Raw genomic sequence first — 21,732 nt, forward strand, 5'->3', positions numbered from 1 at the left:
AGCAACTTCAGGAACGCCGCCACCAGGATCAACCCGCTTTGCGGAGCCGGTTCTCCTTGGCCATTTTGCGCATGATCATATTGCGCTTCAGCGCCGAGAGATGATCGACGAACAGGATCCCGTCGAGATGGTCGATCTCATGCTGCAAGCAGGTCGCCAATAGCCCATCCGCCTCGATCGTCTGCTTGCGGCCGTCCAGATCCTCATAGGACACGACAACCCGCTCCGGCCGCGTCACATCAGCGTAGTGGCCCGGCAGCGAGAGGCAACCCTCCTCCCGCGTCGTCAGCGTTTCGCTGACCTGCTCGACCGCCGGATTGATCAGAGTGATCGGCGCCGGCTTATCGTCGGGCATGAGGTCGATCACCGCGAAACGCAGGTTCAGCCCGACCTGAGGTGCCGCGAGCCCGATGCCCGGCGCCGCGTACATAGCCGCCATCATGCGGGGCAGCACGGCGCGGATCTCAGCCAGATCGTCCGGCCTGACCCGCCGGGTCTTGCTCTTCAGCCGCGCATCGGGCGCGCGCAGGATGGGCAGGGGGTCAATCTCGGGCTCGGCCATCGCGGCGATGTAGCGGCACCGGCCCGGCCGATCAATGATACGCGCGGCTGGTCAGGTATCGCTGCCCATTCCCGGCAGCCCTTGCAAGCGCACCCCACAATAACCACAATAGCTTGCGGTGATGGCGCCTAACGGGCCTCGCCTGCTTCGCTCTTATGAGGAGGCTCGGCTAAATGAGTTCACGTGTCTTCACGTCGCCCCTGTTCCTGGGCTTCGATCATCTTGAGCAGATCCTGGAGCGCGCTTCCAAAGCGCAATCCGACGGGTACCCGCCGTATAATATCGAGCAGACGGGTCCCTCGGGCCTCCGCATAAGCCTCGCCGTGGCTGGCTTCAGCATGGAAGACCTCCAGATCACGCACGAGGACAATCAGCTCGTCATCCGCGGCCGGCAATCCGAGGACGCGCAGGGCCGGGTGTTCCTCTATCGAGGCATCGCAGCGCGCCAGTTCCACCGCGCCTTCGTTCTCGCCGAGGGAATTGAGATCAAGGGCGCATGGCTGAATAACGGCCTGCTCCATATCGACCTTATCCGTCCCCAGCCTGAGACCCGTATCCGCACGATCCCGATCGATTCCGGGTCGCAGCGTGAGGCGGCGCCGGCACGGCCGAGGCGCGAGGTACGCGACTCGGCGGATGTGGTCGCCGCCGCGGGCATCGCCCGCATTTCCACGACGTCTTGAGCGGGCGAAGCCTAAGCGCTTGGCACGCAAACGAGGAGTAACGACCATGGCGAACCAGAACCGATCATCCGAGCCGGTCGGCAGTATCCGGGCGATCGACATTCGCCAGATCACGACGGATCAACTCATGCACCTTGGTGTGTCGCGGCTCGCCTATATCAAGCCGGTGACGGTCGAGGGTGAGGATCTCTTCGCCATTCACGCCGCGGACGGCACGCCGATGGCCGTCGCCCCGAACCGCGAACTGGCCTGGGGCGCGATTCTCGAGCACGAGATGGTTCCTAGCCTGGTCAATTGATCGCCTCCATCGCGGTAGCCGCGATCCATTCGCGGAGCCGCGCCGGCGGGTCGGGATTACGCAACACATCGGTCACCGCCGCCACGCTATCCGCGCCAGCCGTCAATGCCGCCACTCCACGCTCCGGTGTCAGGCCGCCGATTCCGACCAGAGGCGTCTCGCCGACGCGGCGCTTCCAGTCGGTAACCTTGTCCAGCCCCTGCGGCTCCCAAGTCATGGCCTTGAGCACCGTCGGGTAGATCGGCCCGAGCGCCACGTAGTCGGGCGCGAAGCTCAAAGCGCGCTCCAGCTCCGCCTCGTCATGCGTGCTGAGACCCAGACGGATCTCGTGTCGCCGCAGGGCCGGGACATCCGCCGTATCCAGATCCTCCTGCCCGAGATGCACGAAATCGCAGCCTTCATCGATTGCCGCCTCCCAATGGTCGTTGATGACGAGCTGGGCGTCGAACCCCTCGCACAGAGCGCGCGCCTGCCGGATCTGGCGCCGCAACTCGAGTGGCGTCGCCTCCTTCACCCGCAACTGCACCAGCCGCAGCCCTTCCGGCAGAAGCCGCACCAGCAGCGCCGCATCGTCGATGATGAGATAGAAGCGGGGCAGGGCGATCATCCGCGAAACGCCAAGCCCAGCACCGGTGTCGAGGGCACCGCCATGTCCCGCATCGGCATGGGTTCGGCCAGATAGGCCTGCCGCCCAGCCTCAATCGCCTGGCCGAAGGCGGCTGCCATGAGCGCCGGGTCACCCGCCCGCGCGACCGCCGTATTCAGCAGCACCGCATCATAGCCCAGCTCCATCGCGGCTGCGGCCTGAGATGGCAGCCCGATCCCGGCATCAACAACCAACGGGATATCGGGGAAATGCGCCCGCATGGCACGCAACCCATAGAGGTTGTTGAGCCCGCGCCCGGACCCGATCGGAGCACCCCAGGGCATCAAAACCCGGCACCCAGCCTCGACCAGCCGCTCACCCACCACCAGATCCTCGGTCGTATAGGGAAACACCTCGAAACCGTCGGCCGCCAGAAGGCCGGCCGCTTCCACCAGGCCGAAAACATCGGGCTGAAGGGTGTCGTGGTTGCCGATCACCTCGAGCTTGATCCAACTCGTGCCGAAGACCTCGCGCGCCATCTGCGCCGTCGTCACCGCCTCGCGCACCGTATGGCAGCCGGCGGTATTGGGCAGTACGCGCACGCCCAATTCGCGGATGAGCGACCAGAACCCCTGGCCCGCCCGTTCCGCCCCGGATTCCCGCCGCAGAGAGACCGTCACCACCTCCGCGCCCGAGCGCCGCACGGCCTCCGCCAGGATCGCCGGGGAGGGGTAGCCAGCTGTGCCAAGCAGGAGACGCGAGCCGAGGGCGACGCCGTAGAAATCCATCGCCTCACCCACCCTGCATCGGCGCGAGCACTTCGACCGCATGACCATCCCGCAGCATCATCGAAGCCCGCTTTCGGGCGGGCACGAAATCACCATCGACGGCCGTGGCGACAACCGCGTTGCCAAAGCCAAGTTGCTCCACCGCATCCGCAAGGGAAGGCCCTGCGATCTCACGCGCTGCGTTGTTGACGAGGATCTTCATCCATCACCTCCGGATATTGCGTGCCGTGCAGCACATAATCGGCCGCCCGCGCCGCCAGAGCGGGCGACAACAGAAACCCGTGGCGGAACAGGCCGTTCACGTAGAGCGTCCGGCCAAGCTGCCGAAGCCGCGGCAGATTGTCGGGAAAGGCCGGCCGCGCATCGGCGCCAAGCTCCAGGATCTCAGCCTCCGCGAAGGCCGGATGCAGCGCATAAGCGGCGTTCAGCAACTCCACCACCGACCGAGCAGAAACGCGCCCGCGTTCCGCGCTCTCGATCATCGTCGCGCCCAGCATGAAGACGCCGTTACCGCGCGGCACGATGTAGATCGGAAAACGCGGATGCAGCAGCCGGATCGGCCGCGACAGCGTGAGCTCAGGGCAGCGCAACAGCAGCATTTCGCCTTTAACGCCCCGCAGATCGGGCAGCGCGTCAATCGCCGCGAGACCACAGCAATCGACGATGGGTTCCGAGCTGGTGCCCGGCCTGAAGGTGGTATCGAAATGAATGGCAACGCCGCGCGCTTCGAGCAGCGATGCGAGCGAAACCAGAGCAGCGCGCGGATCCAGATGCGCCTCCAGCGGGAAGAACAGCGCCGCCCGGAAGCGTCCACCAAGATCGGGCTCGAGCCTCGCGATACCCTCCGCATCGAGCCGCTGGTGGCCGGTGGTGCGCCGCGCGAAACGGTCGAGATCGGGCGCATCGCGCGCCGGCGCCATTACGAGGGTACCGCGCTGGCAAGTCGCCGCATGACGTGCTGGCCAATAGGCCAGTGCCTCCATCCCCCAATCGGAGATTAGCGGCTCCGCGCTTTCCTGCTCGCAACCGGGCGCAAGCATTCCGCCCGCGAGCCAGGAACAGGCGCCGACACCCAATGCCGGGCCACGTTCGATGACACTTACTTCGGCGCCACCCTCGCTCAACGCGAGCGCAGTCGTCAGCCCCGCCACCCCTGCGCCGACCACCGTGACACTCACGCCGCCACCCCGCTTCATACGGCAGGCCGGCGGAGAGACGGATCGCGCCGCTGCGCGGTTGAGAACCCATCCCTTCGCCAGCATGACCTGGATCAGGTTCGAAGGGTCGCCGCCCCGCAAGTGCGAAGACGGCCTCTCAGCCCCTAAGGGCTCCCCTTGGTATTTGTGAGTTTAGGGCCGCGCCATGGCCGCGTCAAAGAGACGCCGGTGGTCCGCCATCTTCTCATTTGATTGCGATAGTGATACGATTTGGTGACTGGCTTCGTTCCAGCGGCCAGAAGTTTGGGACAGTCACAGTGACGATATCGTCGGCGCTTGCGGATTTGCCTCCCCACCTCGGCCTGGTCCGTACCAAAGACGGACCTATGGTCTATTTCAAATACGATCATTACATCGGCCGATCCTTGGAGACGTACGGGGAATACAGCAAGCAGGAAGCTGACCTGCTAGCGCGGATGATTTCGCCGGGGGACGTTGTCGTTGAGGCTGGTGCAAATATCGGTGCTCACACAGTCTCACTTGCGCACCGGCTCGGTCCGCTTGGCCGCCTCTACGCTTTCGAGCCCCAAAGGATCGTGAACCAGCTGCTCTGCACCAACGTGATGCTGAATGGGCTCCTCAATGTCTGGGTTTTCCGTGCCGGAATGGGCGCGACCGCAGGATCGCTCGGAGTTCCGGAAGCTGATTTCATGAGCAGCCACAATTTCGGAGGCATCGGGCTCGGAGATGATCTCGGACGCGAATTGGTGCCAATTATGACGCTCGACGGTCTTGCCCTTGACCGGCTGAGACTTTTGAAAATCGATGTCGAAGGTATGGAGGAAAATGTTCTGCAGGGCGGGCAGGAGACGATCGCACGCCTACGGCCAATACTATACGTCGAGAATGATCGGGAGGATCGATCGGCAAGTCTTATCCGACGCATTCTCGGCATGGACTATCGGCTGTGGTGGCACCTACCGATGCACTATACTCCCAACAATTTTCGTGGCGTCGAGGAAGATATTTTTCCGGGTGTCGCTTCTATCAACATGATTGGCGTAGCGCGAGAGCAACCGGTGGACGATACGGGCTTTCACCCCATCCTGGACGACACGTCCGACTGGCGGAACTGCTTACCGTCTTAAGTGGTCAGAGGCATGACGGAGCCGGCTGTCTTATCCCCGATCTCCACAGGTGATGGCCGCAGACCCGGGACCGTGATCCGAACTATGATGGGGCGATGGATCAGATCGACTCGCCGCTCCTCGGCCTCAGCCAGCGCCTCCCGCCCAGCAACCTACAGGCCGAGCAAGCCCTGCTCGGGGCGCTGCTCGCCAACAACAAGGCTTATGAACGGGTGTCGGAATTCCTGGCACCTGAACATTTCGCGGACCCCATCCATGGCCGCATCTTCCAGTCGATTTCGCGCCGAGTCGAAGCCGGGCAGCTCGCCGATGCCGTGACGCTGAAGGCCGAGTTCGAGCATTCCGGCATGCTGGAGGAGGTCGGCGGCACAGCCTATCTCGGCCAATTGCTGACCGCGATGATCGGCATCATCAATGCCGGCGACTACGGCCACACGGTGCACGACGCCTGGCTGCGCCGCCAGCTCATCGAGGTCGGTGAGGTCCTGGTCAACCGTGCCTTCGGCGCCGAGCCGGAGCTTGATGGCCGTCAGCAGATGGAGGCGGCCGAGCAGCAGCTTTTCGACCTTGCGACTCGCGGCGGCTCCGAAGGCGGCTTCATCACCTTCGAGAAGGCGCTCGTTCTCGCGATCGAAGGGGCGGAGCGCGCTTTTCAGCGCTCAGGCACGGTTTCAGGACTCACGACCGGTTTGCGAGACCTCGACGCTAAAACCGGTGGCATGCATCCGTCGGATCTGGTCATCGTTGCCGGCCGGCCGGGCATGGGGAAGTCGGCGCTGGCCACGAAGATGGCCTTCGGCGCCGCTCGGGCACTTTTGAATGACGCTCGGGCGGCGGAGGGGCCGAACGCCATACCGAAAGCCACCGTCGCCATTTTCTCGCTCGAAATGAGCTCGGAACAGCTCGCGTCGCGCCTGCTGGCGGAAGAGGCCCGGATCAGCGGCGACCGTATCCGCCGAGGGGACATCGGACCCAAGGACTTCGACCGTTTCGTGGCCGTCAGCCGGGACATTTCGGCGCTGCCGATGGAGATCGACGATACGCCTGCCATTACGCTATCCGCGCTGCGCACGCGCTGCCGCCGGCTCAAGCGTAGCAAGGGGCTGGCGCTGGTGGTGATCGACTATCTGCAGCTCATGCGCCCCGCCGCCGGCACGCGGCCCGAGAGCCGGGTGCTGGAGATCAGCATGATCACCCAGGGCCTGAAGGCTCTGGCGAAGGAGCTTTCGGTGCCGGTGATCGCGCTCTCCCAGCTCAGCCGCGCGGTGGAGAGCCGCGAGGACAAGCGCCCGCAGCTCTCGGATTTGCGGGAGTCCGGCTCGATCGAGCAGGATGCGGACTCGGTCATGTTCATCTACCGCGACGAGTACTACCTGTCGCAACGCGCGCCCAAGCAAATGGCCTATGATTCCGAGGACAAGTTTCAGACAGCTCTGGAGAAATGGCAGCAGGACATGGAGCGGGTGCACAACAAGGCCGAGCTCTACCTCGCCAAGCAGCGCCATGGGCCGACCGGCAAGATCGACCTCTTCTTCGAGGGCGAATTCATCCGCTTCGCCGATCTGGATCAGCATCACGACCATGATCACGACCATGATCGCAGGGGCTGAGGTGCGGTTCTGACGTCAAAACTGGGCAGCTTGGTGACAGTCCCCGTGAGTTCTTACTCCGATTCGCCGGTCGCGGCGAAGGGCGTGCCGAACGACCGCCGCCGCATCGGCATTGGAGCCATGGGATGACCGATGTCGATGTGGCGATCGTCGGCGCGGGGGCGGCGGGACTGGCTGCCGCAACCATGCTGCGGGAGGCGGGACGCTCAACCCTGATCCTGGAAGCGTCGTCGGCGCCCGGCGGCCGGGCACGCACCAGCTTTCCGCCGGTGCTCGGTGGGGCCTGGCTCGATGAGGGTGCGGCCTGGCTGCACCAGGCTGAGCAGAATCCGCTGGTGCCCCTGGCTCGCCAGGCTGGCCACCGTCTAACCCCGGCCTTTCGAAGTGAAAGCCGCCTCTATATCGACGGGCGGCTCGCCACAGCGGCCGAACACGCCGCCTATGAGCGCGCCGAGGCGCGATGGACCGAAACCGTCATCGCGCGCACCGCTGAGGGCGGCCCAGATATCGACGTCGCCACCGCGGCGGGTCCACTTCGGCTCAGCGACCCCTGGGTGCCGACCCTGGAAGCCTGGAGCGCCAGCCTGATTGATGCGGTGGATGCGCCCCGTCTCAGCTTGGCGGATTGGAACACGAATCAGCTCGATGGCACGAACCTGAATCCGCCTAATGGTCTTGGCCGCCTGCTGCGCGACCTTCTCGAAGAGCCCGCCGGTCCAATCCGTTACGGCGCGGTCGTGCGTCGCATCGGCTGGAACGGCGGCGGCGTGGCGGTGGAGACGGCCGAGGGCAGCGTCTCGGCCGGGGCGGTCATCGTGACGGTCTCGACGGGAGTCTTAGCCTCCGGCCTAATCGCTTTCGATCCCGTATTGCCGGCGGAGGCCCAGGCGGCGATCGCCGATCTGCCGATGGGTCTGCTGAGCAGGGTGGTGCTGCGGGCGTCCGGCGACGATCGGTTGGGGATGGATGCCGGGACGATGGCGTTCCGGCAGGTGCGGCGGTTCGGTGATCCCTTCATGTCCTTCATCGCCTGGCCGCGCGGCACCGATCATGTTATCGGCTTCGTGGGTGGCGACGCCGCCTGGAAGCTCGCGCCCGATCCCGCCGCCGCCACCGATTTCGCCCGCGCGGAGTGGCGCGCTCTTTTCGGCGCGGAGGCCGACAGCAACTTCGCCCCCGGGAGTTTCACGACCGACTGGGGCACGGACCCCTACAACCTCGGCGCCTATAGCTATGCGCGGCCCGGAGGCGCAGGCGCGCGAGCGGCACTTACTCTGCCGCTCGGCGATGGGCGGTTGCTTTTCGCGGGCGAGGCTTGTCGCACGGATGGCTTGGCCGGTACGGTGGGCGGCGCGGTGCTGGACGGCCGAAGGGCCGCAGCCGCGATCCTGGAACAAGGAGCGGGCGGCCATCGCTGAGTCGTTGGACAGCCGGGGAGCGGTGCTGGAAATCGACCTCGACGCGATCGCCGCCAATTGGCATCTGCTCGCGGCGCGGCATGGCGGAACGGCAAAGACCGCCGCTGTCGTCAAGGCCAATGGCTATGGCCTCGGCGCGGTCGAGGTGTCGCGGCGCCTCCACCGCGAGGGCTGCCGTCATTTCTTCACTGCCCACCTGGCCGAAGCGATCGAGATCCGCCCCCATCTTCCGGGCGCGATGGTCTGCGGCCTGCATGGGCTTGAGGGCGTGGCGGCCGATGAGGTGCTGGGCACCGATATTCTCCCAGCGTTGAGCAGCGCGGATGAGGTCATCGCCTGGACCGCGGCCGGGCGGCGGCTTGGGCGGCCGCTTCCGGCGCTGCTGCATGTCGATACGGGGATGCATCGCACCGGCCTTATGCCCGCTGACCTGGGACGGGTGATGGCGAAGACCGAGGGTCTCGCCGGTCTCGACTTGCGTTACCTCATGACCCATCTCGTCTCGGCCGATACGCCCGAGGCGCCGATCAACGGCGGGCAGCTCGCGATCTTCGCCCGGGTGCGCGCGAAATTTCCCGGCGTGCCAACCTCGATCGCCAATTCCGCCGGGATCTTCCTGGGCGCGGCCTTCGCCTCCGACCTCGCCCGGCCGGGTGTGGCGCTTTATGGCATTGCGCCGGTCGCGGGCGAGCCCAATCCGATGCGTCCCGTGGCGACGCTGCGGGCGCGCATCATGCAGTTGCGAGACGTGCCGACCGGGCAGGGCGTCGGCTATGACCACACGTGGCGGGCGGCCCGCCCCAGCCGCATCGCGACACTGCCGCTCGGTTATGCCGACGGCTATCATCGGGTGCTGGGCAACCGGGCGGAAGTGGCGCTGCGCGGCGGCCTCTATCCGTTGGTTGGCCGCGTCTCGATGGACCTCGTCACCATCGACGTGACCGACTGCCCGGGTGCCGCGATCGGGGACTGGTGCGAGGTTATCGGACCCTCGGTAAAGCCGGAACGGCTCGCGGCGCTAGCCGGAACGAATGCCTATGAGATCCTCACCTCCCTGGGCAGACGCTTCAAGCGGGTTTATCGAGGCGTATGAATTCGATCTTAAGGGCCGTCGCTGCGATCGGCCGCAGCGCGATCAGTGTGTTGCGGGTTGCTGGCGACTTGGCGATCTTCGCGGTCACCGGCGTTATCAATATCCTTCTGCCACCCTATTACCCGCGGCTCGTCCTGCGAGCGCTGTTCACGATGGGGTTTTTGTCCCTGCCGGTGGTGGCGCTGACGGCGATCTTCGCGGGCATGGTGATTGCGCTGCAATCCTATACCGGCTTCGCGCGCTTCTCGGCCCAGTCGGCGACCGCGAGCATCGTTGTGCTGTCTGTGACGCGGGAGCTTGGGCCGGTGCTGGCCGGGCTCATGATGTCGGGCCGCGCCGGCGCCGCGATGGCGGCCGAACTCGGCACGATGCGGGTCACGGACCAGATCGACGCGCTGACCACGCTCAATACCAACCCGATGAAATACCTCGTCGCACCCCGGCTGCTGGCCGGTGTGATCGCGATGCCGCTGCTGGTGATCGTGGCGGATATCCTGGGCGTGCTGGGCGGCTTCATTGTCGCGACGGTGAAGCTGGGCTTCGTGCCGGCTTCCTATATCCACAACACCTTCATCATGCTGACCACCGAGGACGTGGTGTCCGGCCTCGCCAAGGCTGCGGTCTTCGGCTTCGTGATCGCGCTTTCCGGCTGCTATCATGGCTATCGCAGCCGTGGCGGCGCGGAAGGCGTGGGATCGGCGACAACCTCCGCGGTGGTGATGGCCTCGGTGCTGATCCTCGCGCTGGATTATGGGATGACGGAGATCTTCTTCAGCCGATGAGCGCCTCACCCCCCACGGGCTTGCCGAAGATCCGCGTGCGCGGGCTGCGCAAGGCTTTCGGCGCGAAGCAGGTGCTGGACGGTATCGACCTCGATGTCATGCCGGGCACTTCGATGGTCGTGATCGGCGGGTCTGGGACCGGCAAGTCGGTGCTGATCAAATGCATCCTCGGGCTCATCGAGCCGGATGCGGGCAGTATCGAGATCGACGGGGTCGATCTGCTGACCGCCGGCCGGAGTATCCGCAACGCGGCGCGCAGCGAGATTGGCATGCTGTTCCAGAACGGCGCGCTGTTCGACAGCCTGACCGTGCGCCAGAACGTCGCCTTCGGGCTGATCGCGCGTCGGCACATGGGCGGACGGCTCGCGTCCCAGCGAGCGGATGAGGTGCTCGGCCAGGTCGGGCTCGCCGCCAGCGTCGGGGACCTCGCGCCATCGGAGTTGTCGGGCGGCATGCAGAAGCGCGTGGCCCTGGCGCGGGCCATCGCGGCCAACCCCTCCATTATGTTCTTCGACGAGCCAACGACAGGGCTCGACCCGATCATGGGCGCGGTGATCGACGGTCTCATTGTCGATTGCGTGCGGCGGCTGGGCAGCACGGCGGTGGCGATTACCCATGACATGGCCAGTGCCCGGCGGATCGGCGACAGGGTGGCGATGCTGCATCGCGGGCGGATCATCTGGGAGGGGCCGGCGGCGGAATTGCTCGATAGTCACGACCCGGTGGTGGACCAGTTCACCCATGGCCGCCGCGAGGGGCCGATTCAGATGGAATTGAGGCGTTGAGGACAGGCGCCATCTCCCCTCCTTCTCAGGGAGGGGCCGGGGGTGGGTTGACGTGCTCGCGGGTTGTGGTTGTGGGCGGGGCCACCCACCCCCGGCCCCTCCCTGAGAGGGAGGGGAGATGGTTCGCGCTGGCTTCTTCTAGGGCCTAGCGGTGGCTCGCGCGGCGTCTCGGTATGTTTGCCAAAATTGCGGCGCTGTTCATGCCAAATGGGCCGGGCGGTGCGAGACCTGCGGCGCCTGGAACAGCATCGTTGAGGAGGCCGCGCCAACCGCTTCGAGCGGTGCAGCGAGGACCGGACCTGATCGGCGTATTACTCTCGTCGGCATGCAAGGTGAGGCGGAGCCGCCGCCGCGGCGTGTGCTGGGGCTCGCCGAGCTTGACCGGGTGCTGGGCGGCGGTCTGGTGCCGGCCTCCGCTATTCTGGTCGGCGGCGATCCCGGCATCGGCAAATCGACCCTGTTGATGCAGGCAGCAGCGAGCCTCGCGCAGTCGGGCGGTCGGGCGATCTATATCTCGGGCGAGGAATCGGTCGATCAATTGCGGATGCGCGCGCGGCGGCTTGGTCTCGGCGATGCGCCGGTGGAACTGGCGGCGGCGACCCAGGTGCAGGATATCGCGGCTACGCTGACGGAGGCAGGGCGCGGTGCGTCCGGCAAGCCCGTCGCGCTGGTCGTCATCGATTCGATCCAGACCATGTCACATGAACTGCTCGACTCGTCGCCCGGCACGGTGGGGCAGGTGCGTGCCTCGGCGCTCGAATTGATCCGCCTCGCCAAGTCCCAGGGCTTCGCGCTGGTGCTGGTCGGTCATGTCACCAAGGACGGCGCCTTGGCCGGGCCGCGCGTGATGGAGCACATGGTCGATGCGGTGCTCTATTTCGAGGGCGAGCGCGGCCACCAGTTTCGTATCCTCCGCGCCGTCAAGAATCGCTTCGGCGCCACCGACGAGATCGGCGTCTTCGAGATGACCGAGCAGGGGCTGGCCGAGGTCACCAACCCCTCGGCGCTTTTCCTGGCGGAACGGCGTGGCAATATTGCGGGCAGCGCGGTGTTTGCAGGGCTTGAGGGCACGCGCCCGGTGCTGATGGAGATCCAGGCGCTGCTCTCCCCGAATCCCGGCGGTGCGCCGCGTCGATCGGTGATCGGCTGGGATGGCGGGCGACTCGGCATGCTGCTGGCGGTGCTGGAGAGTCGCGGGGGTCTGCGGCTGGCGCAGCAGGACGTATATCTCAATGTCGCCGGAGGGCTGAGGATCAGCGAGCCTGCGGCTGACTTGGCGGTCGCCGCCGCTATCGCCTCGGCCGCGGCGGGGCAGCCGACCGATCCGAGCCTTGCCTTCTTCGGCGAGATCGGGCTTTCCGGGGAGGTGCGGCAAGTGGCGCAGGCGGAGGCTCGGCTGAAGGAGATGGCGAAGCTCGGCTTTACCTCGGCGGCGATGCCGCGCCGGGTCGGCGGCGGCACACGCAAGCCGCCCAGCCTGCCGCCCGGCCTCGGCGTCATCGAGATCGGCCATGTCACGGATTTGCTGAGCCGGTTTCGGGAGAAGCCGCCAGTCGTGAAGGCGGCGGAATGACCTGGTTCGATTTCGCGATGCTGGCGGTGCTGGCGCTTTCCGCACTGCTCGCCTTCTTTCGTGGCTTCGTGCGGGAGGTGCTGGGGGTCGGCGCCTGGGTCGGCGCGATCATCATCAGCATCTGGTTCTTCCCCTTCGTCAGCCCGCGATTCGAGCAGTGGATTCACGCCAAGGAATTCGCCGATCCGGCGGCCTATGGCGCGGTTTTCCTGGTGGCGCTGATCGTGCTCTCGGTCGTCAGCAGCTGGGTGGGGGCCTTGGTTCGGGGCTCCGCCTTGGGGGGCGTCGACCGCACGCTCGGTATTGTCTTCGGCCTGGTGCGCGGCGCGGTCCTGCTGGTGTTCTGCTACTTCGCGGCCGGACTCTTTACCACGCCGCAGGAGTGGCCTGTGCCAGTACGGGATGCGCGCTTCCTGCCTTATGTGTATGAGGGGGCGCGCGACCTGGTGACCTATCTGCCAGCGGGTTACCGGCCGCATGTGCCCGAGCCGCCGGTGACGGCACCGCCCAGCCTGGGCGATCTGCTACAGCCGACGCCAAAGGGCTCGGCTTTGACGCCCACCCAGAAGCAATAGACGTGCGGCAATGACTTGCGGCAGAGGGACAGTGACCTGATGGACGCTTCTTCCACCGAATTGCCTTACGAAACCGGCGACGACGACAAGCTGCATGAGGAATGCGGGGTCTTCGGCGTCTGGAACGCGATCGACGCGGCGGCGCTGACTGCGCTTGGGTTGCACGCGCTACAGCATCGCGGGCAGGAGGCGACGGGCATCGCGAGCTATGATGGCGACCGGTTCCATCTGCAAAAGGGTCTGGGACTCGTCGGCGACAATTTCGGGGATGCCAAGGTCATCGCGAGCCTGCCCGGCCATCGCGCGATCGGGCATAACCGCTACGCGACCACGGGCGACACGGTGCTGCGCAATGTGCAGCCGCTCTATGCGGATTTCGAGTTCGGCGGCTTCGCGGTGGGGCATAACGGCAATCTTACCAATGCGCTGGCGTTGCGGAAGCAGCTGGTTCGGCGCGGCTGCCTGTTCCAATCGACCACGGACTCCGAGGTCTTCATCCACCTCATCGCGATCAGCCTCTACTCGACGGTGGTCGATCGGCTGATCGACGCGCTGAAGCAGGTGGTGGGCGCCTACTCGCTGGTGGCACTGTCCCGCGAGGCGCTGATCGGGGTGCGCGATCCGCAGGGTGTGCGGCCGCTCATCCTAGGACGCTTGCCGCAGCATGATGGCGGCTTCGGCTGGGTGCTGGCGAGCGAGACCTGCGCGCTGGAGATCGTCGGCGCCGAATTCGTGCGGGACGTGGAGCCCGGCGAGATTGTGGTGATCGACGAGCAGGGCGTGCGGAGCATCAAGCCTTTCAGCCGCACCCGCTCGCGCTTCTGCGTCTTCGAGTATGTGTATTTCGCCCGCCCGGATTCCGTGATGGAGGGCAAGGCCGTGTACGATGCGCGCAAGCAGATCGGCGCGGTGCTGGCGCGCGAGTCTGGCGTCGAGGCGGATGTGATCGTGCCGGTACCGGATTCGGGCGTGCCCTCGGCGATGGGCTATGCGGCGGAGAGCGGCATTCCCTATGAGTTGGGGATCATCCGCAACCACTATGTCGGCCGGACCTTCATCGAGCCGACCGACCAGATTCGGAATCTGGGCGTCAGGCTGAAGCATTCCGGGAACCGGACGGTACTGGCGGGCAAGCGGGTGATCCTGGTCGATGATTCGATCGTGCGCGGCACGACCAGCCGGAAGATCGTCGAGATGGTGCGCGCCGCTGGGGCGACCGAGGTGCATATGCGGATTTCCTCGCCGCCGACGACGCATTCCTGCTTCTACGGCATCGACACGCCGGAGCGCGGCAAGCTGCTGGCGGCAAGGCACGATGTGGCCGAGATGACAGCGCTTATCGGCGCGGACAGCCTGGCCTTCATCTCGATCGACGGACTGTATCAGGCGCTTGGCCAAGCGAAGCGGGACGCGGCCGAGCCGCATTTCTGCGATGCGTGCTTCACCGGCGACTATCCGATCCCTCTACATGACCTTGAGGGCAAGGCCGAGCGGCAGATGAGCCTGCTGACGGCGGTCGCCTAGCGAAGCTTGATTCGGCGGATATCCGATCCTATCATTTGGATATCCAGCCGGAAGCGAACATGCCGCTTTATATCAAGGATGACCTGACGGCGGCGCTTGTGGGCGAACTGGCGAAGCGGCGTGGCGTCTCCAAACAGGATGCCGTGAAGGCGGCGGTGCAGGCGGAACTCGACCGGCTTTCTGCGGCTGTCCCGTTGCGGGAACGCCTGGAGGCGTTCTGGGCGGCCAATCCGCTTCCAGCCAAGACGGGGCTACGGGCCGATAAGGCCTTCTTCGACGCGCTGTCCGGCGAGGAATGACGCTCTTCGTTGATGCCTCCGCAATGATTTGCATGATCGCGCGAGAAGCTGAGGCGCGGCGGCTGGTCGAGGTGCTCAGGACGGATCCGGAGCGATTGTGCTCCGCGATGTCGAACTGGGAGACCATGGCGGGGCTGTGCCGTTCCTACGAGCTGCCGCTCTCTGATGCCCAGGTGCTGGTCCAGCGCTTTGTCGATGAGATCGGACTGCGTCTTGTGCCGATCGGACAGCCCGAATGTGATGCGGCTGCCGAGGCCTATCGCCGCTACGGCAAAGGGCGCCATTCGGCGGCCCTGAATATGGGCGATTGCTTCGCCTATGCCTGCGCCAAAGCGAACGAGGCGCGGCTGCTCTACATTGGAGATGATTTCAGCCGGACGGATTTAGGGTGAGACGACGGCCGCTACAGGTGGCAGGCGCCGGTTGAGCTGCCAGAGGACGACGGCAAGCACCAGGACGATGATCCCGGCCGCGAGGACGGTGAGCGGTGTGGCGCCCAGATGCTCAAACCACTGGGTGTAGAAATGGATCGCGCCGAAGACGACGGCGAGGTTGAGCACCCAGCGCCGGTTCGCCCAGCCAGCCCAGAGGGCCGCGCCGAACAAGGCAATAGCCCAGCCGAGCGCGAAAGCGATGGGCGAGATCGTGACGGCGGGATTGTGACCCAGCCAGCTCACGTCATCGCCCCATAGCGAGCCGACCCAGAAGCCGAGATTGGTCAGAAACAGCGAGACCCGCGCGACGGTGGTCGCCAGCCGCTCCCAGTCGTGGGTAAGGCTGCGCGAGACGAGGTGAGCGATCAGGGCCAGGGCCGAGAAGACTAGGACCGTGGCCAGCGGCTGGTTTACTTCGAGGCCGTAATAGGCGGTTTCATAGGCCGTGGCGCCGCCGAGGGCCGCGAATAGCATCAGCACCGTCAGTCCGGCGAGCAGGCTGCTCCGCGCCAGTACGGCCGCAGCGGCGAAGAGGACCGCGACGATCAGATAGGAGGCCGCCAAGCTAAGCGGCGGCTTGCTGACGGGGTCGAAGACGCCTGAGAGCTGGGCGAGGCCCTGCCCGAGCAGAATGATGCCGGCGCCCAGCAGCAACGCGGCGACGAGGATGCAGATATTAGCGAGCACGCTCCATTGCGCGCGGCCCGACAGGATGAGGCCGAGCCCCGCCGTCATGAGAATGGCGCCAAGTATCACGCCGGTCAGGGCATTCGGCACCAGGAGCAGCGCGCCGCCGGTGACCGCGATTACGCCGAAACCGATCAGGGCGTTGATGAGGACCATGCCGGTGTCGCGCCGTCCCAGGCGCGCCAGACGGTCATGCTCCTCGGCGGTGATGGCGCCGTCTCGGAGCAGCTTCGACAGATCGAGCGTGACCTTCATGGCGTTTCTTCAGCCTGGGATGTTCGGGCCAAGGTAGCGCGAAAGGCCGCTACCATCCGGTAAATCGCCGCACCAGCGATATTGCCCCATCGACGAGCGCGGCGGTTTGCTTCCGGCTGGTGCTGGTCTCAGTCCCGGTAGCTGGGCTGCTCCCGGTCGAGTTTGCGGCGCATCGCCTGCCAGACGAGCCAGCCGCCGTCATTATTCTCGACGAACTGCTTGGTCGTGCGTTTCTGCACCGCCTCGGATGGAATCGACAGGGGTGCGCCGGTGCACTGCGCGGCGACCTGGATGCGGCAGGCCTGTTCCAGATAGTACATGCGGTTGAAAGCCTCGGCGACGGTGTGACCAAGTGTCAGCAGGCCGTGGTTGCGCAGGATGACGCAGCTCTTGTCGCTGCCGAGATTCCGCACCAGCCGGTCGCGTTCGCTGAGATTGTCGTCGTCGGCGATGCCTTCGTAGTTGTGCACCACCGTCTGTTCCAGGAACTCCATGCTGATCTGGTTGAGCGGCAGGATGCCGCCGGTCTGCGCGGCCACCGTCATGCCGGCGAGGGTATGGGTGTGCATGACGCAATGAGCATCCGGCCGACCGGCATGGATCGCCGAATGGATCACAAAGCCGGCGGGGTTGACCGGCCAGCGGGTCGGCTGGGCGGGTTCGCCATCGGCATCCACCTCGACCAGCGAGCTGGCGGTGATCTCCTCGAACAGCAGCCCATAGGGATTGACCAGGAAGCGGTTGCCGTCACCCGGCACGCGGACGGAGAGATGGGTATAGACGGTGTCGGACATGCCGAAATGGGCGATGAGCCGATAGGCCGCCGCGAGATCCTCCCGCAACTCACGCTCGCTCGCGATGTGGTCGGCGGCGGGGGCGGCTGGCAGCGACGATGGCAGATGGTTCATGGGGGCTCCTCCTTGTCAGAGCGTGGATGCAGCCTCGATGAATTTGGGATCGCTGTCCACGCGATAGGCATTGACGAGGCGGTTGGTGTTGTTGGCCATGCCGATGACGGCGATGAGCTCCTCGCGCATTTCCTTGGTCATCCCGGCTTTCCGGGCTGCGGCCGTATGGGAGACGGTGCAGTATTCGCAGCCATTGGTGATGGAGACCGCGAGGTAGACGAGTTCCTTGGTAAGTGGGTCGAGCGCACCGGGCGCCATGATTTCCTTGAGGTCTTCCCAGGTGCGTTTCAGCGTCTTGGGGTCGTTCGCGATCATCTTCCAGAAATTGTTGATCCAATCCGTGCCGCGCGTCTGTTTGATGTCGTCGTAAACAGCGCGCACTTCTGGCGAGGCGTCCGCTTCCTCGATATATTTGCCGAGCGGCATTGGTCTATCTCCCATTGTCGGGGAGCAGCTTTGGCTGGGACGGCGGGGTAGGGTCAAGCGGCTGGCGATGTCAGGCGATGGGCTCGTGGCAGACGGCTTCGATGTTGTGGCCGTCGGGGTCGAGTATGAAGGCGCCGTAGTAATTCGGATGGTATTCCGGCCGCAGGCCAGGCGCCCCGTGGTCCCGCCCTCCGGCGGTGAGCGCGGCGTTGTAGAAGTGATCGACGGTGACGCGGTCGGGCGCGGTGAAGGCGATGTGGACCCCGGTATGCACGGCGTCCCGCAACGCGATCCAGAAGGCGGCTTTGCCCGCGACCGCGTAGCCCGCGTAGGCGTCGCCAACGGCATAGGCGCGTGCGATGCCGAGCGGTTCAAGGGCCGCGTCGTAGAAAGCCTGCGACTTGGCGAGATCGGTGACGGGGATGGTGACATGGTCGAGCATGAGTTTCTCCCGTGATGGGGGTTAGTGGAGCATGGGTGTGGTTTGGGTGGAACCGTCGTGCGGGGCGTCATACCGATCCGCGTGGCGTGTCTCCCCACGTCATCCTCGGCCTTCGCCGAGCATGACGGTAGTGACCGTCAATGGATTGATGAATGCGTCGGTCGGCGTTACTTGTCGGATACCGCCGCAATCGCGCTCTTCGTGAGATTCTGTGTGATCTTCGCGTAGTCGTCCCAAGGGTTGGGTTCGCCGACGGCCGCCATCGCTTTCGGCAGGGTCATGACATTGGCGGCTTTGGTCTTCGCCAATTCATCCCAGGAGAGCGGCCAGGCGATTGGGGCGCCTTCGCGGGCGCGCGGGGAATAAGGCGCGATGGCGGTCGAGCCGCGTTCGTTGCGGAAATGGTCGATGAAGAGTTTGCCCTGACGCTTGGCCTTGCTCATCGTGCCGACATATGTGGCGGGCTCATCCGTCACGATACGATCCACCAGCGCGGCCGAGAAGGCTTTCACCACGGGCCATTCGTGTTGCGGACGAATGGGGACGACGACATGGACGCCCTTGCCGCCGGATAGCAGCGGCAGGCTTTGCAGGCCGAGCGCATCCAGCACGTCGCGTAAACGGACGGCGGCGGTTTTCACGCGTTCGAAACCGAAGCCCTCGTCGGGATCGAGATCGAAGACGATACGGTCGGGCTTTTCCAAAACCTTAAGCGCGCTGCCCCAGATATGGAGTTCGATGACGCTCCATTGCGCGCCCGCGATAAGCGCGCGAGGTTCCTCGATATAGAGGTATTCCTCGTTCTGGTGCGTGGTCTTGACGGTCGTGTGCAGCCAGGCGGGATCCATGCCGCGCATCGGATGGCGCTGAAAGAAACGCTCATGCGCGATGCCGTCCGGGCAGCGGACCAGGCTTAGCAATCGGCCTTGCACGAAAGGCATCATGCGCGGGGCGGCGAGAGCCAGGTATTTCGCGAGATCCTGCTTGGTGATGCCGGCATCGGGAAAGAGCAGCTTCTCGGGATGCGTCAGGCGCACGCCGAGATCCTCGGGTTCCGCTGTCATTTTCTGCGTCTTCGCGGTTTTCGGTTTTGGCTTGGCGGGCGCCGAATCGGCCTTCGCCGGCGTCTCGCGGACCACTTCCTCGGCGGGCTTATCGGCGCGCTGGCCGAGATAGTGGCCCTGGCGGATCTGATTGTCGCGGGTCCAGCCGTTGAAGGCGATTTCGACCACGATATCGGGCTTTACCCAGCGCGCCTCGCGGATGATCTCGCGCGGGATCTCGATGGCGGGCGGCGTCTTGATGGCGCTTTTCGCAAAGGCCTCGCCGAGCGTGTTGAGCGTTTCCTCGGAGAAGCCGGAGCCGACGCGGCCGGCGTAGCGTAATTTTTCACCCTCATGGACGCCGAGGATCAGGGAGGAAAAGGGGCGCGCCTTATCCGATGGTCGGAAGCCGAGCACGACGAATTCCTGGCGATGCGCGACCTTGATCTTGAGCCAAGCTTCGCCGCGTCCGGAGCGATAGGGGCGGTCGGCGCGCTTCGCGATGACGCCTTCAAGGCCCTTCTCCCGCGCCATTTCCAGCATGGCGGCGCCATTGCCGTCGATGTGATCGCTATAGACGAGAACGCCTTCTTTTTGCGCCGGTGCGAGAATCTGCTTCAAGCGTTCCTTGCGTTCGAGCAGGGGTTTGCCGCGCCAATCGGTCTTGCCGTCTTGCAACAGGTCGAAGGCGTAGTAGACGAGATTGTGGCGGTCTTCCGTCAGGGAGTTTTGCAACGCGCCGAAATTGCTGCGGCCCTCGGAATCCAGCACGACGATTTCGCCGTCGATCAGCACGCGGTCGAGGTCGAGGGATTTGACGGCGGCGATGATGTTGGGAAATTTCTCGGTCCAGTCGAGACCGGTGCGGGTATAGGCGTGCACGTCATCGCCGCTGGCCGCGAGTTCCGTGCGGTAGCCGTCATACTTGACCTCGAAGAGCCAGCCGTCGCTTTCCGGCACCGCATCGACGAGGCTCGCGAGTTGCGGCTCGACGAAGACCGGGCGTTTGCCGCGCTTGCCCTGTGCCTTGGCGGGTGCTTCGCCGCCCTCCTTGCCGCTGCGCCAGGCGCTGCCGGTGGCGGCGATGGCGTCGAGATCCCGGCCGCTGACGACGCTGTCGGGTTTCTCATCCACCAGGCTACGGGTCTCGTCGGCTTCCTCGTCGCGTTCCTTAATGAGCAGCCAGTTCTCGCGCTTCTCGTCGCTGGCGTGGCGCATCAGGACCAGCGCCCAGCGGCCGCGCATCTTTTGGCCGAAAAGGTTGAAGGCGATCTTGCCCTTTTCGAGTTCGGCATGGGGATCGCCGATCGGCTCCCAGCGGCCGGTATCCCACAGCATGACGGTGCCGGCACCGTAATTGCCTTTCGGGATGATGCCCTCGAAGCCGCCATAGTCGAGCGGATGATCCTCGGTCCGCACCGCGAGGCGTTTATCCTTGGTGTTGAGGCTGGGGCCTTTCGTGACGGCCCAGCTCAGCAGCACGCCATCGAGTTCGAGGCGGAAGTCGTAATGCAGCCGCGTCGCCGCGTGTTTCTGGACGACGAAGATGCCGATGCCGGGCTCGGTCGATTTGGCGCGCTTGGCCGCTGGCTTTTTGCCCTCCGGTTCGGGCGTCTCGTTGAAGCGCCGTTTCGCGTTGTAGGTTTCGAGCGAGCCGCGCGCGGTGGCCATCAGCTTGCCTTGCGCCGGGGTGCCGCTTTGGCTGGGGCGCGTTTGGGCTTCGGCGCGGGATCATTGGCGGGTGCCGCGGCAATCTGCTCGTTTTTCTGGGCGAGGCTGCGCTTGAGCGCGGCCACGAGGTCGATGACCTTGCCACTGCCCTCCGACTTGCCGTCATCCTCATCAACCGCGAGCGGTTTGCCGGTTTTGGCCTTTTCCTCGATGAGGTCGCGGAGGGCCTCGGTGTATTTGTCGTGGAATTTGCTCGCGTCGAATTTCGCGGATTTGCGGGCGATCAACTCCTTGGCGAGATCGAGCAGTTCGGCATCCGCGTCGACATCGCTGATATCCGCGAAGAGCGGGGCGGCGGAGCGCACCTCATCGGTGAAGCGCAAAGTCTCCAGCATGAGACCGTCGCCGCAGGGCTTGAGGGCGGCGACATATTCGCGGCCACGCATGACGAATTGGCCGAGGCCCATTTTGTTGGTGGCCCTGAGCGCGTCTCGGAGGATGCAATAGCCTTCCTCGGCCAGTTCACCGTCCGGCAGAACGTAGTAGGGGCGGTCGAAGTAGATAGGATCGATTTCGCAATGGTCGACGAATTGCACCAGGTCGATGGTCTTGCGGGCTTCGATCTTGACCGAGTCGAGTTCCTCGTCGCTGAGCAGGACATAGTTGCCCTTGGAGATCTCGTAGCCCTTCATGATCCGGTCGGTATCGACGGGGCCTGAGCCGGGGGCGACCTTCTCGTAGCGGATGCGCTTGCCGGATTTCGGGTCGATCTGGTGGAAGGAGAGACGGGCGCCCGTCTTGATGGCGGAGAAGAGCTGCACTGAGACGGTAACGAGGGCCAGCCGGAGCGAGCCTGACCAGACCGGGCGCCCGGCGCCCGGCGGCGTGGTGCTATGGGTCGCTCGGCGGCGCGAGGCGGGTTTGGCCATGCCCTGATCTTTCCCAGATACGAGTCGCATGTGGGAAAGATCGGGCATCCCTCAAG

The 21,732-nt window shown here is 65.2% G+C and carries 24 protein-coding genes and 1 riboswitch; of the genes, 13 read left to right on the plus strand and 11 right to left on the minus strand.

Translation table 11 applies throughout. From position 1 onward, the window contains the following. Nucleotides 1-28: 28 nt before the first annotated feature. On the minus strand, nucleotides 29-562 hold the full coding sequence (def, locus tag GSQ83_RS22185) for a peptide deformylase (RefSeq protein WP_158805065.1): 534 nt from the start codon (nucleotides 560-562) through the stop codon (nucleotides 29-31). A 173-nt stretch (nucleotides 563-735) separates the two neighbouring features. On the opposite strand from def, the gene GSQ83_RS22190 reads away from it, so the two are divergent. Both GSQ83_RS22190 and GSQ83_RS22195 read left to right on the plus strand, forming a co-directional pair. Further along, a complete protein-coding gene (locus GSQ83_RS22190) occupies nucleotides 736-1,245 on the plus strand; it encodes an Hsp20 family protein (protein ID WP_158805066.1) in 510 nt (169 codons plus the stop codon). Nucleotides 1,246-1,291: 46 nt separating this feature from the next. Next, a complete protein-coding gene (locus GSQ83_RS22195; protein ID WP_158805067.1) occupies nucleotides 1,292-1,543 on the plus strand; it encodes a DUF1150 family protein in 252 nt (83 codons plus the stop codon). Here the strand turns inward: GSQ83_RS22195 and GSQ83_RS22200 are convergent. The 4 genes from GSQ83_RS22200 to GSQ83_RS22215 are packed head-to-tail and all read right to left on the minus strand — an operon-like array spanning nucleotide 1,536 to nucleotide 4,113. After that, nucleotides 1,536-2,150 (minus strand): thiamine phosphate synthase, encoded by a 615-nt coding sequence (locus GSQ83_RS22200; RefSeq protein ID WP_216850485.1) that lies wholly within the window; start codon nucleotides 2,148-2,150, stop codon nucleotides 1,536-1,538. The genes GSQ83_RS22195 and GSQ83_RS22200 overlap by 8 nt on opposite strands. Continuing rightward, nucleotides 2,147-2,917, minus strand: a complete 771-nt coding sequence (locus tag GSQ83_RS22205; RefSeq protein ID WP_158805068.1) for a thiazole synthase — start codon at nucleotides 2,915-2,917, stop codon at nucleotides 2,147-2,149. Before GSQ83_RS22205 ends, GSQ83_RS22200 begins: the two co-directional genes overlap by 4 nt. A gap of 4 nt (nucleotides 2,918-2,921) precedes the next feature. Then, on the minus strand, nucleotides 2,922-3,119 hold the full coding sequence (gene thiS, locus GSQ83_RS22210; protein ID WP_158805069.1) for a sulfur carrier protein ThiS: 198 nt from the start codon (nucleotides 3,117-3,119) through the stop codon (nucleotides 2,922-2,924). Beyond that, nucleotides 3,088-4,113, minus strand: a complete 1,026-nt coding sequence (locus GSQ83_RS22215; protein ID WP_216850502.1) for an FAD-dependent oxidoreductase — start codon at nucleotides 4,111-4,113, stop codon at nucleotides 3,088-3,090. The genes thiS and GSQ83_RS22215 overlap by 32 nt, the downstream gene beginning before the upstream one ends. A 34-nt stretch (nucleotides 4,114-4,147) precedes the next feature. Then, nucleotides 4,148-4,262: riboswitch (TPP riboswitch) on the minus strand. A gap of 129 nt (nucleotides 4,263-4,391) precedes the next feature. On the opposite strand from GSQ83_RS22215, the gene GSQ83_RS22220 reads away from it, so the two are divergent. The 11 genes from GSQ83_RS22220 to GSQ83_RS22270 all read left to right on the plus strand — a co-directional run bounded on the left by GSQ83_RS22220 (nucleotide 4,392) and on the right by GSQ83_RS22270 (nucleotide 15,273). Next, complete coding sequence (locus tag GSQ83_RS22220; RefSeq protein ID WP_158805070.1) at nucleotides 4,392-5,222, plus strand: FkbM family methyltransferase; 831 nt, start codon at nucleotides 4,392-4,394, stop codon at nucleotides 5,220-5,222. Between the two features lie 95 nt (nucleotides 5,223-5,317). Beyond that, nucleotides 5,318-6,832 carry a replicative DNA helicase gene (locus GSQ83_RS22225; RefSeq protein WP_158805071.1) on the plus strand — a complete coding sequence of 505 codons (1,515 nt, stop codon included), beginning with the start codon at nucleotides 5,318-5,320 and terminating at the stop codon, nucleotides 6,830-6,832. Nucleotides 6,833-6,957: 125 nt separating this feature from the next. Then, nucleotides 6,958-8,250 carry an NAD(P)/FAD-dependent oxidoreductase gene (locus tag GSQ83_RS22230; RefSeq protein ID WP_158805072.1) on the plus strand — a complete coding sequence of 431 codons (1,293 nt, stop codon included), beginning with the start codon at nucleotides 6,958-6,960 and terminating at the stop codon, nucleotides 8,248-8,250. A gap of 4 nt (nucleotides 8,251-8,254) precedes the next feature. Continuing rightward, the gene (gene alr, locus GSQ83_RS22235; protein ID WP_254065841.1) at nucleotides 8,255-9,343 is read left to right on the plus strand and encodes an alanine racemase; all 1,089 of its coding nucleotides are present in this window, start codon (nucleotides 8,255-8,257) and stop codon (nucleotides 9,341-9,343) included. Next, a complete protein-coding gene (locus tag GSQ83_RS22240; protein WP_158805074.1) occupies nucleotides 9,340-10,125 on the plus strand; it encodes an ABC transporter permease in 786 nt (261 codons plus the stop codon). The genes alr and GSQ83_RS22240 overlap by 4 nt, the downstream gene beginning before the upstream one ends. Then, nucleotides 10,122-10,910: an ABC transporter ATP-binding protein gene (locus tag GSQ83_RS22245; RefSeq protein ID WP_158805075.1), complete on the plus strand. Its 789-nt coding sequence runs from the start codon at nucleotides 10,122-10,124 to the stop codon at nucleotides 10,908-10,910. The genes GSQ83_RS22240 and GSQ83_RS22245 overlap by 4 nt, the downstream gene beginning before the upstream one ends. A 151-nt stretch (nucleotides 10,911-11,061) precedes the next feature. Further along, nucleotides 11,062-12,483: a DNA repair protein RadA gene (gene radA / locus GSQ83_RS22250; RefSeq protein ID WP_158805076.1), complete on the plus strand. Its 1,422-nt coding sequence runs from the start codon at nucleotides 11,062-11,064 to the stop codon at nucleotides 12,481-12,483. Next, on the plus strand, nucleotides 12,480-13,058 hold the full coding sequence (locus GSQ83_RS22255; protein WP_158805077.1) for a CvpA family protein: 579 nt from the start codon (nucleotides 12,480-12,482) through the stop codon (nucleotides 13,056-13,058). Before radA ends, GSQ83_RS22255 begins: the two co-directional genes overlap by 4 nt. A 39-nt stretch (nucleotides 13,059-13,097) precedes the next feature. Further along, nucleotides 13,098-14,582 carry an amidophosphoribosyltransferase gene (gene purF / locus GSQ83_RS22260; RefSeq protein WP_158805078.1) on the plus strand — a complete coding sequence of 495 codons (1,485 nt, stop codon included), beginning with the start codon at nucleotides 13,098-13,100 and terminating at the stop codon, nucleotides 14,580-14,582. 59 nt (nucleotides 14,583-14,641) lie between these two features. Next, nucleotides 14,642-14,881, plus strand: a complete 240-nt coding sequence (locus GSQ83_RS22265; RefSeq protein WP_158805079.1) for a type II toxin-antitoxin system VapB family antitoxin — start codon at nucleotides 14,642-14,644, stop codon at nucleotides 14,879-14,881. After that, nucleotides 14,878-15,273, plus strand: coding sequence for a type II toxin-antitoxin system VapC family toxin (locus GSQ83_RS22270; protein ID WP_158805080.1), 396 nt, complete (start codon nucleotides 14,878-14,880; stop codon nucleotides 15,271-15,273). The genes GSQ83_RS22265 and GSQ83_RS22270 overlap by 4 nt, the downstream gene beginning before the upstream one ends. On the opposite strand, the gene GSQ83_RS22275 is transcribed toward GSQ83_RS22270, so the two are convergent. From GSQ83_RS22275 to GSQ83_RS22300, 6 genes are all read right to left on the minus strand, one after another. Next, nucleotides 15,265-16,257: a hypothetical protein gene (locus GSQ83_RS22275; RefSeq protein ID WP_158805081.1), complete on the minus strand. Its 993-nt coding sequence runs from the start codon at nucleotides 16,255-16,257 to the stop codon at nucleotides 15,265-15,267. The genes GSQ83_RS22270 and GSQ83_RS22275 overlap by 9 nt on opposite strands. A gap of 128 nt (nucleotides 16,258-16,385) precedes the next feature. Next, nucleotides 16,386-17,165, minus strand: a complete 780-nt coding sequence (locus GSQ83_RS22280; protein WP_158805082.1) for a class II aldolase/adducin family protein — start codon at nucleotides 17,163-17,165, stop codon at nucleotides 16,386-16,388. A 15-nt stretch (nucleotides 17,166-17,180) separates the two neighbouring features. Next, a complete protein-coding gene (locus GSQ83_RS22285) occupies nucleotides 17,181-17,591 on the minus strand; it encodes a carboxymuconolactone decarboxylase family protein (RefSeq protein WP_158805083.1) in 411 nt (136 codons plus the stop codon). A gap of 70 nt (nucleotides 17,592-17,661) precedes the next feature. Then, nucleotides 17,662-18,033 carry a VOC family protein gene (locus GSQ83_RS22290; protein WP_158805084.1) on the minus strand — a complete coding sequence of 124 codons (372 nt, stop codon included), beginning with the start codon at nucleotides 18,031-18,033 and terminating at the stop codon, nucleotides 17,662-17,664. Between the two features lie 167 nt (nucleotides 18,034-18,200). Continuing rightward, complete coding sequence (gene ligD, locus GSQ83_RS22295; RefSeq protein ID WP_158805085.1) at nucleotides 18,201-20,747, minus strand: DNA ligase D; 2,547 nt, start codon at nucleotides 20,745-20,747, stop codon at nucleotides 18,201-18,203. Beyond that, nucleotides 20,747-21,676, minus strand: coding sequence for a Ku protein (locus GSQ83_RS22300; RefSeq protein ID WP_158805086.1), 930 nt, complete (start codon nucleotides 21,674-21,676; stop codon nucleotides 20,747-20,749). The genes ligD and GSQ83_RS22300 overlap by 1 nt, the downstream gene beginning before the upstream one ends. Between the last annotated feature and the right edge of the window lie 56 nt (nucleotides 21,677-21,732).

The organism is Acidisoma sp. L85 (assembly GCF_009765865.1).
Taxonomy (GTDB): Bacteria; Pseudomonadota; Alphaproteobacteria; order Acetobacterales; family Acetobacteraceae; genus Acidisoma.

What these genes read in the sequence shown, in the direction of transcription:
- GSQ83_RS22275 (WP_158805081.1), bottom strand. Translation starts at nt 16,257, where the DNA reads ATGAAGGTCACGCTCGATCTGTCGAAGCTGCTCCGAGACGGCGCCATC.
- GSQ83_RS22255 (WP_158805077.1), top strand. Translation starts at nt 12,480, where the DNA reads ATGACCTGGTTCGATTTCGCGATGCTGGCGGTGCTGGCGCTTTCCGCA.
- thiS (WP_158805069.1), bottom strand. Translation starts at nt 3,119, where the DNA reads ATGAAGATCCTCGTCAACAACGCAGCGCGTGAGATCGCAGGGCCTTCC.
- GSQ83_RS22285 (WP_158805083.1), bottom strand. Translation starts at nt 17,591, where the DNA reads ATGCCGCTCGGCAAATATATCGAGGAAGCGGACGCCTCGCCAGAAGTG.
- GSQ83_RS22225 (WP_158805071.1), top strand. Translation starts at nt 5,318, where the DNA reads ATGGATCAGATCGACTCGCCGCTCCTCGGCCTCAGCCAGCGCCTCCCG.
- ligD (WP_158805085.1), bottom strand. Translation starts at nt 20,747, where the DNA reads ATGGCCACCGCGCGCGGCTCGCTCGAAACCTACAACGCGAAACGGCGC.
- GSQ83_RS22270 (WP_158805080.1), top strand. Translation starts at nt 14,878, where the DNA reads ATGACGCTCTTCGTTGATGCCTCCGCAATGATTTGCATGATCGCGCGA.
- purF (WP_158805078.1), top strand. Translation starts at nt 13,098, where the DNA reads ATGGACGCTTCTTCCACCGAATTGCCTTACGAAACCGGCGACGACGAC.
- GSQ83_RS22300 (WP_158805086.1), bottom strand. Translation starts at nt 21,676, where the DNA reads ATGGCCAAACCCGCCTCGCGCCGCCGAGCGACCCATAGCACCACGCCG.
- def (WP_158805065.1), bottom strand. Translation starts at nt 562, where the DNA reads ATGGCCGAGCCCGAGATTGACCCCCTGCCCATCCTGCGCGCGCCCGAT.
- GSQ83_RS22200 (WP_216850485.1), bottom strand. Translation starts at nt 2,150, where the DNA reads ATGATCGCCCTGCCCCGCTTCTATCTCATCATCGACGATGCGGCGCTG.
- GSQ83_RS22190 (WP_158805066.1), top strand. Translation starts at nt 736, where the DNA reads ATGAGTTCACGTGTCTTCACGTCGCCCCTGTTCCTGGGCTTCGATCAT.
- GSQ83_RS22230 (WP_158805072.1), top strand. Translation starts at nt 6,958, where the DNA reads ATGACCGATGTCGATGTGGCGATCGTCGGCGCGGGGGCGGCGGGACTG.
- GSQ83_RS22195 (WP_158805067.1), top strand. Translation starts at nt 1,292, where the DNA reads ATGGCGAACCAGAACCGATCATCCGAGCCGGTCGGCAGTATCCGGGCG.
- GSQ83_RS22265 (WP_158805079.1), top strand. Translation starts at nt 14,642, where the DNA reads ATGCCGCTTTATATCAAGGATGACCTGACGGCGGCGCTTGTGGGCGAA.
- GSQ83_RS22205 (WP_158805068.1), bottom strand. Translation starts at nt 2,917, where the DNA reads ATGGATTTCTACGGCGTCGCCCTCGGCTCGCGTCTCCTGCTTGGCACA.
- GSQ83_RS22240 (WP_158805074.1), top strand. Translation starts at nt 9,340, where the DNA reads ATGAATTCGATCTTAAGGGCCGTCGCTGCGATCGGCCGCAGCGCGATC.
- GSQ83_RS22290 (WP_158805084.1), bottom strand. Translation starts at nt 18,033, where the DNA reads ATGCTCGACCATGTCACCATCCCCGTCACCGATCTCGCCAAGTCGCAG.
- GSQ83_RS22215 (WP_216850502.1), bottom strand. Translation starts at nt 4,113, where the DNA reads ATGAAGCGGGGTGGCGGCGTGAGTGTCACGGTGGTCGGCGCAGGGGTG.
- GSQ83_RS22280 (WP_158805082.1), bottom strand. Translation starts at nt 17,165, where the DNA reads ATGAACCATCTGCCATCGTCGCTGCCAGCCGCCCCCGCCGCCGACCAC.
- GSQ83_RS22245 (WP_158805075.1), top strand. Translation starts at nt 10,122, where the DNA reads ATGAGCGCCTCACCCCCCACGGGCTTGCCGAAGATCCGCGTGCGCGGG.